The sequence below is a fragment of the Desulfurococcus sp. genome, from assembly GCF_049970475.1.
Classification (GTDB): Archaea; Thermoproteota; Thermoprotei_A; order Sulfolobales; family Desulfurococcaceae; genus Desulfurococcus; species Desulfurococcus amylolyticus.
Genome location: NZ_JBMFMW010000038.1, coordinates 1 through 10,153, shown reverse-complemented (window position 1 = coordinate 10,153; position 10,153 = coordinate 1). Strand labels below are relative to the sequence as shown.

The following is a 10,153-nucleotide window of genomic DNA, read 5'->3' as shown; positions in this document are numbered from 1 at the left end:
TCGCTTTCCTCGATGACTATTACCTTTTACTTTTCTCCCGGTATTCTCTGGGTGGGTATACGGGGTATTCCCCCTCTGTGAAGGGCGATGCCAGATGGAGCGGGGGAATCAGACATAAGGGATGAAGCAGATAACCAGGAATATCTACAGGTAATCACAGGTAATCACCAGACCCGAACCCCACCCCTAACTAGGGGGTTTAGTCCTGATATGGGTTGGTGCTGGTTGATGCCGTTCCCCCATTTCTTTTCCCCTGAATCCCTTCTCGGGCCTGCATCCGGCTTGGGAATGTTCAGGGTAATCTCCTTTAAGTGCCAACAAGAACTCTAGAAGATCTGGCAAAGTATATTTACATGAGAAGAAAAGTATACGTAGTAGTCGTAGAAGATCAATATCAACAACCATAAACCAATGTGAAAACGAAATAATAGTTAAAGACGCTATAAGCTGTAGAACCATGGCCATAGCTAGAGGAATAACTAGGAGTACTACGCCTTTGTCTCACTATATAGCATTACCAACTCGTTCGCTAGCCATAGTACTTTAACCCAGTCCTCAGCTTCTATTTTAATGCCTAGGTCTTTCAATGTCTTTGATAATTTATCCAGTATTAATTTGGAGATTTTCTCGTTTTTCTTGTTTATGAAGGCCTGTTTTTCAAGTAGCTTCTTCTCTATGTCCTTAACAGCTTGGCCAATGCATTCAAGCCCCTTTACTGCATGCTCCTTGCTAAAGAATAGCGAGGCAAGATATAGTTGATTAATGCATTTCAGTGGTGTATTCATCACTGTTGCAGGATAAATATCCTTAATTGAGGGGGTCGGGGATAACATGTATATATCGGCCTCGATCACTTTAGAGTCGAGTCCAGGCTGCGGTTTACTACACTGGATATTTAAATATGGCTCCCGGTAGACGATTACACACCGGACTTCCCCCTCTACAAGTAGTTTAGAAGCGAGTATGGAATTATACTTGTTTCCCAGGTCGTTGAGAAGCGATAATACATCACTTAATGATTTATCACGTATACTTGCCACCAACTCTAATTCAAAGTATTCGAGTACGTAATTTAGAGTAGTGAAACCGGTTGCATACAAATCTTCCTTTATATGTTCCTGAACCTGGTGAAGCATTGTCATATAGTGAACACCAGCCTTATCAATAATGCTGACTCCACTTAGTCATCTAGAGGCATCGGGTTTTAAGCCACTGGGCTACTTACTGGTTGGTCCTAGATTCAGGGGTGTCTTAAACCATATTGAGAGCTGGGGGAACGGTATCTCTATGCCAGCGTTTGACACGGCTTTCACTATTAGCCAGGGCAGGTCCTTCACAGCCTGATAATAATACTGCCTTGGCACCCAAGCCCTTATAGTCACTAGTAATCCGTTATCGCCTGCCGATGAAACAAATATGTCCGGGGAAGGCTCAACTAGTGTATAGGGATATTTGTCGATGACTTCCCTTATTACCTTGTATGCTTTCTCGATATCTTCACCATACGCTATTGGCACCGTGATCTCAATACGCCTAGCCATGGTCTTACTGTAGTTCTTCAACATTGAGGAAAGCAATAAGTTATTAGGAACAGTGACAATTATGCCATCCCAGGTCATTATCCGTGTAAACATTATTGAAAGGGAGATCACCTCCCCGCTCACATTGCCCACCTCCACAGCATTACCTGGCTGAACAACTTTTTCAGCCATAATATATAACCCAGCGAACACGTTGGCTAACACTGGCTGAAGGGCAACACCAACCACTAGACCAGCGAATCCGCCTGCCAGCATCAACCCTGATACGTCTATGCCAAGCGAGGTGAGAAACAATACTATGAGTATGAATAGGAGTGAGTAATATATGATCCTCAGCACAATAATGGTTATCTGCCTTGGGTATAGCTTTAGGAGAATCCTTGATGTAATCCTTGTAATGATCTTGATCACTACGTAGCCAACCGCTAATATAATCAGTGCGATGAACACCCTTAAGGCCAGGTCTCTACTCAATCCTAGAGATGTGAAGGCATTGATTACTGTTTCCAGTATCCATGAGAAATTAATCATCTCATAAACCCCATATCATCTCTGTTTTCCAAGCTATTATAGGGATAGGCGGGGGCCTTAGTTCAGCTGGAACATCAGCCTTCAAGTAACCCTGGGGCGGCTGGATCCTGGGATACATTATTTCCCCGATACCCCTGCTCTTTACAACCATCCTTATCTTACCAGCGTAGCAGTTGAAGGTATTTATTTCATAGTAGAGGGGCATATAGGATGCATCCACAAGTATCTTGGAGACTGTGATTGAATCCCCTAATTCGTTTACTACCTCAGCCTCAACTAGGCATTCCCCGGGTTCAACGCTTGTTTTCCCATTGTAACTCATGCTTCTCCAGTGCCTGCATAAGATCCCGCTTACCTCCTCGAGCGATGCAAGGGGACCATATAGTGTGTACTTATAATAATTGAGCAACGGGGCAACATCTATCAGCTTATAGAAGTCTCTTCCAACCATGAATACGCCTAGATCCACCGGGATCTTGATGAAGAAGCCTACCGAGGAATTGGGAGGGACAACTATTCTATCAACCAGCTCCACGAGCATATACTTTGTGTTGAAGCCCGGTATGTAGAGGGAGTGAATAGGTTCCGCGACGATACTATGCTCTCCCTGCAAGTCCAACGATACAGTTATGGAACCGTCCCTGCTCATCCTACGATACCTGCTCCTAGCTCCATCATATTCTATAATGTTATCCCCAATATTGATCCTACCACTTACCCCAATACCATACATTCCGAGAGCCCCGTAGTCTCGGCGAATCCCGTGCACTGACACTAAAATCTAGAAAGCTAAATATTAAGTCTTCGATTGCTTTTTAGTTTTCACATTTGGTTTATAAGAGTTGGTGTGGTTTCTCATTTCGTGCCAAGATTTATAAACTAGGAATAGGAAATGGTGGATAACATAGTGTGGATACATGGTGAAGGGCTTACAGCCCTCCCAAGGAGCCCTAGATGCATGATGCCCTAGGGTCGCTTTGAACATTCCCAAGCCGGATGCAGGCCCGAGAAGGGATTCAGGGGAAAAGAAATGGGGGAACGGCATCAATCAGCACCAACCCATATCAGGACTAAACCCCCTATGAAACATTATCGGAATAGTGGCATGGGAAGGGTTGAGAAGAATTGCCGACATACCTTATTACAGTAGCTGGAGAAATACCTTTGAAATCCAAGAAGACCAGGTCGAGGCTCTACTACAGGCTCATCGATAATATAAGGAGGAGGCTTGCCCGGAGAAACATCACTCTGCAAGTAGCCAAGGTAATTGATGCCAAGATACTTGTTGAGACACAGGTCGAGGCTCTACAGGAGTTGAGCAGGGTATTCGGGGTCCATAGAGTATCGGAGGTCCAGGTGCTGGAATTCAGGGATCTTGGTGAGCTAGCCAAGGAGATAGCGTCTAGGACGATAGAGCATGTAAGGGATAGGAAGTTTGCTGTGAGGGTGAAGAGGAGTGGAAGACACGGATTCACATCCCTCGACGTAGCCAGGGAGGTGGGAGCATTACTGAAACCGTATTCGAAGGGCGTGGACCTGGAGAACCCGGATATAGAGGTAGAGGTTGAGGTCAGGGGTAATAAGGCATACTTATACAGCAATGTCGCTATGGGTCCCGGAGGTCTTCCACTCGGATCAAGTGGGAGAGCACTAGTCTTGTTTTCGGGTGGCTTTGACTCTCCTGTAGCAGCGTGGATGATTGCTAAGAGGGGGGTGGAGGTCGACTTCCTACACTATGTAATGGGCTCCAGCGAGGTCTCTCGCCAGGCATTCAGCGTGGCAAGGAAGTTATCCGAGGAGTGGCTCAGCAGCTATAACCCGAGGTTTATAACAGTCGATTTTACACCTCTTATAGCCGAGATAGAGGAGAGAATAGAGTGGAGTTATAGGCAGGTGGTTCTCAGGGCATTAATGTACATGGTTGCCGACAAGATAGCTACGGAGCTAGGATACAACACCATCGTAACCGGTGAGGCCCTTTCACAGGCATCCAGCCAGACGCTTGCCAACCTGGTTGCGGTAGAGAGTGCTGTTTCACCGAGGAGCATTATATTGAGGCCTCTAATAGGCTTTGATAAAGAGGAGATCATAGAGTATTCGAGAAGGATCGGGCTATACGACTACTCTTCCAGGGTTGCCGAGACGTGTGCAATAGCTCCAACACACGTGGTTACCAGGATTTCCAGTGAGAAGCTTAAATCATTAATTGAGAGGCTGGACGTGAGGCTTGTGGAGAGGATGGCGGGAGAGTACAGGGTGGTAGATGTATTCTCTGCAAGTCCTGAGGAGGCTGTACCAGGCTATAGTGAGGAAATAGATTCGATACCAGGCGATTCAATAATCATAGATGTCAGGAGTTATGAGGAGTATAAGAGGGATGCGTTACCGGGAGCAATTCATCTAAGCATGGTTGACTTCAACAATCTACCCAGAGATAAGCCGGTAGTACTTTATTGTACAACAGGGGGGATCAGCTTACTCTTAGCGAGGGAACTCCGCGGTAAGGGGTTTAAGGCGTATAGCCTACGCGGGGGCTTAGCAAGATATAGGGCTGGCTTGGAAAAGACGCGGTGATCCTATTTGCCAACCCTGCGCTTCTTAATATAGTTCAACACATCCTTGGCTCGGGGGCCAGCCAGCCACTCCACAACTTCACTGGGTAGTCTATAGCTCTCGGCAAGTTTAGCAGCATATCTTGGATTGCTCCTGAAAATCACCCTTAGAAACGGTATTACATCACTCTTCACTACAGCCTTACTGGCAAGTATGTGGCTGGCTAATTGCTCGGCTAGGGCTTCCCGGATCTCCCTGGACTTCTTTGTCTCGCTCATCAGCTTGATTCTCTCGGGTTGCTTGAAGGGCTTCCACCTATACCTATATGTCTTCCTCGCGAATGCAACACCAGGTCCCATCATGTCTAATGCGTAGGTTAATAGATCCCAGTTATTGGTTTTAATTATCCTTCCCATGTATACGTCAGCCTTGCTTAATGCATCATAGGCTCTCGCGATCTCCTCTAGGTCCTCATAGTATGTTGGTATATGCTCGTTAATCCATACCATGAACTCGTCGGGGGTTAAATCAGTTGAGGTTGGGGCTTCCCTAGCCTGGAATATATACTTGGAGTTGAAGAGTTTCTGTAATGCCTCGTACGGTGCATAGGTTCTATCCCTGTATGTTGAGAATGATTTCACTAGCCCAAGAGTGATTCTTTCACTGGCTCCAGCCATAGCTTCTAAATCATTTATAGCGCTTCTTAAGTCGCCCTCACTCCTCTTAGCTATCTCATCGAGGGCTTGATCCTCGCATACCAGTTTCTCAGCACCACATATCCTCTTCAACACTGTTACAACGTCTCTTGGAGTAAGTCTCTTGAAGGCTATCATCTCTGAGAGCTCTCTAAGGGGGCGTAGCATCTGTGAATACGGGTTATTAGCCGTCATTATTATCGGGTTAGCAGAAACCTTGATTACCTCCACCAGGGCTTCTACGCCACCGGCATCCGCCCTAACATCCATCCCATCGACTTCATCAAGCAGTATTATCTTCCTAGACCCGGTTAATGCTCCCGAGCGACTTGCTAATTTAACTATTCTCTCGATATCCTCCTTCCGCCTTGCGTCACTGGCATTCATCTCCAGTAACTGGTAGCCCTTACTCCTGGCTAGGGCCTCTACAAGGCTTGTCTTGCCGCAGCCTGGAGGACCATGAAGTAATGCTGCCTTCTTACTAGGCTTCCCCTTCTCCCATGAGCTGAGCCATTCCAGTAGCTTTGACTTGGCTTCATCCTGATTTACTACCTCGTCAAGGGTCTTGGGCCTATATTTTATTATCCACGGTACTCTCTCCTGGCTCAAGGGCTACCCCGTCTTGAATTTCTTACCTATTAAAGCTAGCCTGGCTAGAAACGCGTTCAACTGTATCTCGTCATCGGCTCCCTCGACAAGCCTGAACTGAATTTCACCAGCTAGATCAGCTATTAACACCCTTATCTCATCCGGTATTTTAACATCCTGACTGAATATCTCTCTATGTATCTGCTTCACAATGTCGAGGCCGCTGAGCCCGTATTCGATCATCAAGGTTCTTAACTTATTCCTGGCTTCCGTGAAGTTGCCTGCTAGTGCTGTATTTATCATCTCTCTGACTTCCCTGGGATGCGCCATCCCTAGTACCTTGTAGACGGCTTCCTCGACTACCTCGCCTAAGGCGGCCGCTGTCTGCAGGATGTTTATGGCCCGCCTCATATCACCCTCTGATAGCTCATATATTGTTTCAAGCGCTTTCTCAGCGCATTCTATCTTCTCAGCGTTGCATATATATTTCAACCTCCCTACAACATCCTCCCTGCTTAGCGGTGAAAACCTGAAGATGGCTGTTCTACTTTGAATAGGCTCTATGATCTTGCTTGGGTAGTTTGCCGTCAGAATAAACCTTGTTGTAGCACTATACAGCTCCATGAGCCTCCTCAGGGCTTGCTGAGCATCAGCCGTCATGTTATCGGCTTCGTCGAGAAGCACTATTTTAAATGGTACATCACCGACGACTCTAGTCCTTGCGAACTCCTTAACCTTGCCTCTTATAACCTCTATCTTCCTCTCATCCGACGCGTTTAACTCCAGCATATACTTCCTATAGTCGTCGCCGTAGAGATCATGGGCTAGGCAATGAGCTATGGTGGTCTTACCTGTGCCAGGAGGTCCAGCGAAGAGCATGTGGGGTATGTTCTTCTCCTCAACGAACTTCTTCAGCCTGACAACTACTTCCTTCTGATTCACTACCTCGTCGAGTGTTCTAGGACGATATTTCTCAGCCCACAATAATTCTACTTCCTCACTCAAACTAGACACCTAAAGGCTTCATTATTAGGTATAATGCGGCTAGGATATTAAAGGGATTTCAGGGTATTATAACTAAATGGTGGATGCTTTGAATGGTTTACTTGAATTAATAGGCATCCTTACAAGTGATTTTATCGCAAGGGAGTATGAGGAGGAGCCAGTTAAAATACTTGTTACAGCACAGGATCTCAATGTTTTCATAGATGATGGATTTATAGAGCTTACAAAGGGCTCTGAACAAGTTGTACCAAGGTGGATTGCAAGAAAGCTCGCCGCGAAGAATCAGGCTAAAATAGTCGACGATGATATCAGCAGGGATATGTTATCGCAATTAGTCTTCAACGAGGATAGGTATAGGAATCAATTAAGGTTTGAGAAACTCAGGGGCTATTTCTACCACAGGATGAAGGATACACTTGTAAAGAATGTTGAGGAGTATGGGAGGTCACCAGATATAAAGCGACTACAAGAAGTAAGCGAGCTCGTGAGGATTATAAACGACTCAATGCTCTCTCTTACACGGTTTAGAACCAGGAAGATAGTCAACCTTACCATGACACCTGGCTATCCAGCCGATATCGTGGAGAACCTGAGTGAGGAGGAGAAGATACTCTTCAACGCATTGAAGACTATTCTAGATATATACTATAGGAGGTTCATAGGGGTTGAAACAATTGGATAGCGAGGCTGATGTACAGGTAAGCCTGAAGGGAGCCGAGCTCACCGAGGCATTCAAGAAGTTCCTGGAAACATACCGCTCTAAGGAGGGCCTACGTAAATACATGGAGAGAATAGGCCAGATGATTGTGACAGGGCAGAAGAGCCTGACAGTGGACTTCATGGATCTGATAGAGTATGATAGAGCCCTAGCAAGCATGGTGCTTGATAAACCTGATGAAGCCATTGAAAGGTTCAGTGAGGCAGTGAAACTAGTTGTCGAGAAAGAGAACCCGGAGTACGCTAGAAAAATAGTGAAGTTCTACCCGAGGTTTAGAAACCCGCCTGAGACGCATAGGATAAGAGATATATCGAGTGATTACATCGGCAAGCTCATCGCGATAGAGGGGATAGTTACACGAGTGACAAAGATAGATGCTAAAATAGTGAAAGCGACGTATAGGCATAGAGATCCTGAGACAGGTATACATGAATTCATATACCCTGATGAAGGCGAGATAGGCGAGAGGTTAGAGAAACCAGCGTACTGCCCTAGATGTGGTAAGCCAGGTAGATTCGAGCTACTCCCGGAGAAGAGTACTTTTATAGACTGGCAGAAAATAGTTGTCCAGGAGAAACCAGAGGAGGTCCCAGGGGGTCAGATACCTAGGAGTATTGAGGTTATACTCACAGGCGACATAGTCGACGTCGCCAGGCCTGGCGATAGAGTAATCGTTATCGGGATACTAAGGGTTGCACCTATCTCCTCTCTAGAGAGGCACAGTCCTAGGGTCTTATTCTCCTTCTACATAGATGCAAACAATATTGAGGTCCAGGAGAAGGTCCTTGAGGAAATAGAGATAACAGATGAAGACGAGAAAATGATAAGGGAGCTTGCTAAGGACCCGTGGATAAGGGAGAAAATTATCGCGAGCATTGCGCCAGGTATCTACGGATACTGGGATATCAAGGAGGCCATAGCCCTCTTACTCTTAGGTGGTGTGCAAAAGATACTCCAGGACGGTACAAGGATCAGAGGGGATATACATGTCTTACTTGTTGGGGATCCAGGTACTGCTAAATCACAGCTACTTCAATTCACCTCGAGACTAGCTCCCAGGGGATTATACACGAGTGGTAAGGGCTCAACAGCCGCAGGATTAACAGCCACCGTCCTACGGGATAAGATGACAGGAGAATACTATTTAGAGGCTGGCGCGCTAGTAATAGCAGATGGCGGTGTAGCCTGCATCGATGAGATAGATAAGATGAGGGAGGAGGATAGAAGCGCCATACATGAAGCCCTCGAGCAGCAGACGGTTAGCATCGCGAAGGCTGGAATAGTTGCAAGGCTTAACGCCAGATCCTCTGTCCTGGCGGCCGGGAACCCTAAGGATGGAAGATACGATCCCACGAAGCCTGTAAGCAAGAACATAGATTTACCGCCCACAATACTCTCGAGGTTTGACCTCATATTCACTATCAGGGATGTACCAAACACTGGACAGGATAAAAGGCTTGCACGCCATATACTCGGGGTACATAGTGAAGCAGATAAGACGCGGTCACTAATAGATCTCACGTTGCTCAAGAAGTATATCAGTTATGCTAGGAGATATGTGCGTCCACAGCTCACGCCTGAGGCAGCTAGGTTAATAGAGGAGTTCTACGTTAGCATGAGGCAGTCATCTATTTCAAGCGATCCAAGCCAGCCAACCGCGATAGCTATAACGCCGAGGCAGCTTGAAGCAATAATAAGGCTTACAGAAGCACATGCGCGTCTCTCGCTAAAGAATAGGGCTACAGTTGAAGACGCCGAGGAAGCCATAAGGCTCATGCTTGTTATGCTGAGCAAGATAGGTATAGATGTTGAAAGCGGACGTATAGATATAGATGTCATAGAATCAGGTGTATCAGCATCTAAAAGAGAAAAGAAGAGGAGGTTCAGGGAGTTCGTGTTCAGGCTCCTCGAGGATGTAGGGAAGATAAGTATAAGCGAACTAGTCGCTAAAGCCAGCGAGAAAGGCTTCGAAAAAGAATTCGCGAAAGAGGAGATAAGGGAGATGCTTAGACGTGGCGAGCTATACGAGCCTGAAAGCGGTTATGTAGCTAAAGCATAGCATTAGCTCACTAAGCTTGTTGACCCTGTATTTTCCCCTGTATCCACTTCTTCCTATGCCGCCATAGCGATACAGGTGTCCAGAGTATCCAGGCTGGTACAGCCTTTATGAACTCGTATGCTTCCTCCCAGCTCTCCAATCCCAGTTTCTCAGCCAGCTCCTCGAGACCCATGGGAGTTTTCACGTATTCCTGTAGTACTTCAAGCGTTTTCTCATCTATGACTACCTCTTTATCACCGACCTTAACCACATAAACCAGCTCACTGCTCACATTAATCACCTTTATCTCTTAAACAACATCCTCTAAGTATTAAGAGGTCGAGGAGGTTTTAAAATCTGCCTTAGACGCCTCTCTCGTTTGCCGTTTGTCCCTAGAGGGTTATTCTATGTATTTTAGGGTTGTTTACGCTCGCCTCTAGGGGCTTCCGCCTCGCCCATAGGGATCTGCTTATCCCTGTGGGTT

At 46.3% G+C, this 10,153-nt stretch carries 9 protein-coding genes; 3 read left to right on the top strand and 6 right to left on the bottom strand.

Translation table 11 applies throughout. The features are described from left to right. Window positions 1-488: 488 nt before the first annotated feature. The 3 genes from ACP5N5_RS03575 to ACP5N5_RS03565 all read right to left on the bottom strand — a co-directional run bounded on the left by ACP5N5_RS03575 (window position 489) and on the right by ACP5N5_RS03565 (window position 2,841). The gene (locus ACP5N5_RS03575) at window positions 489-1,142 is read right to left on the bottom strand and encodes a hypothetical protein (RefSeq protein ID WP_428133014.1); all 654 of its coding nucleotides are present in this window, start codon (window positions 1,140-1,142) and stop codon (window positions 489-491) included. Between the two features lie 75 nt (window positions 1,143-1,217). Then, complete coding sequence (locus ACP5N5_RS03570; RefSeq protein WP_428133012.1) at window positions 1,218-2,072, bottom strand: mechanosensitive ion channel family protein; 855 nt, start codon at window positions 2,070-2,072, stop codon at window positions 1,218-1,220. Window position 2,073: 1 nt separating this feature from the next. Next, window positions 2,074-2,841, bottom strand: a complete 768-nt coding sequence (locus ACP5N5_RS03565) for a DUF432 domain-containing protein (protein WP_237697094.1) — start codon at window positions 2,839-2,841, stop codon at window positions 2,074-2,076. Between the two features lie 356 nt (window positions 2,842-3,197). Here ACP5N5_RS03565 and thiI point away from each other — a divergent pair, with 356 nt between their 5' ends. Further along, window positions 3,198-4,646 carry a tRNA uracil 4-sulfurtransferase ThiI gene (gene thiI, locus ACP5N5_RS03560; RefSeq protein WP_012608358.1) on the top strand — a complete coding sequence of 483 codons (1,449 nt, stop codon included), beginning with the start codon at window positions 3,198-3,200 and terminating at the stop codon, window positions 4,644-4,646. Window positions 4,647-4,648: 2 nt separating this feature from the next. Here thiI and ACP5N5_RS03555 read toward each other — a convergent pair whose 3' ends face one another. Both ACP5N5_RS03555 and ACP5N5_RS03550 read right to left on the bottom strand, forming a co-directional pair. Further along, entirely contained in the window at window positions 4,649-5,929 is a 1,281-nt protein-coding gene (locus ACP5N5_RS03555; protein ID WP_428133009.1) for a replication factor C large subunit, read from the bottom strand. Between the two features lie 3 nt (window positions 5,930-5,932). After that, the gene (locus tag ACP5N5_RS03550) at window positions 5,933-6,922 is read right to left on the bottom strand and encodes a replication factor C small subunit (protein WP_420804880.1); all 990 of its coding nucleotides are present in this window, start codon (window positions 6,920-6,922) and stop codon (window positions 5,933-5,935) included. Window positions 6,923-6,992: 70 nt separating this feature from the next. Between ACP5N5_RS03550 and ACP5N5_RS03545 the strand changes: the two genes are divergently transcribed. Both ACP5N5_RS03545 and mcm read left to right on the top strand, forming a co-directional pair. Further along, window positions 6,993-7,595: a GINS complex subunit Sld5 gene (locus ACP5N5_RS03545; protein WP_420804886.1), complete on the top strand. Its 603-nt coding sequence runs from the start codon at window positions 6,993-6,995 to the stop codon at window positions 7,593-7,595. Then, a complete protein-coding gene (mcm, locus tag ACP5N5_RS03540) occupies window positions 7,588-9,690 on the top strand; it encodes a minichromosome maintenance protein MCM (RefSeq protein ID WP_428133004.1) in 2,103 nt (700 codons plus the stop codon). Before ACP5N5_RS03545 ends, mcm begins: the two co-directional genes overlap by 8 nt. Before the next feature lie 10 nt (window positions 9,691-9,700). Here the strand turns inward: mcm and ACP5N5_RS03535 are convergent, their stop codons facing one another. Then, window positions 9,701-9,961 (bottom strand): hypothetical protein, encoded by a 261-nt coding sequence (locus tag ACP5N5_RS03535; protein WP_012608353.1) that lies wholly within the window; start codon window positions 9,959-9,961, stop codon window positions 9,701-9,703. Between the last annotated feature and the right edge of the window lie 192 nt (window positions 9,962-10,153).

What these genes read in the sequence shown, in the direction of transcription:
- ACP5N5_RS03570 (WP_428133012.1), bottom strand. Translation starts at nt 2,072, where the DNA reads ATGATTAATTTCTCATGGATACTGGAAACAGTAATCAATGCCTTCACA.
- ACP5N5_RS03575 (WP_428133014.1), bottom strand. Translation starts at nt 1,142, where the DNA reads ATGACAATGCTTCACCAGGTTCAGGAACATATAAAGGAAGATTTGTAT.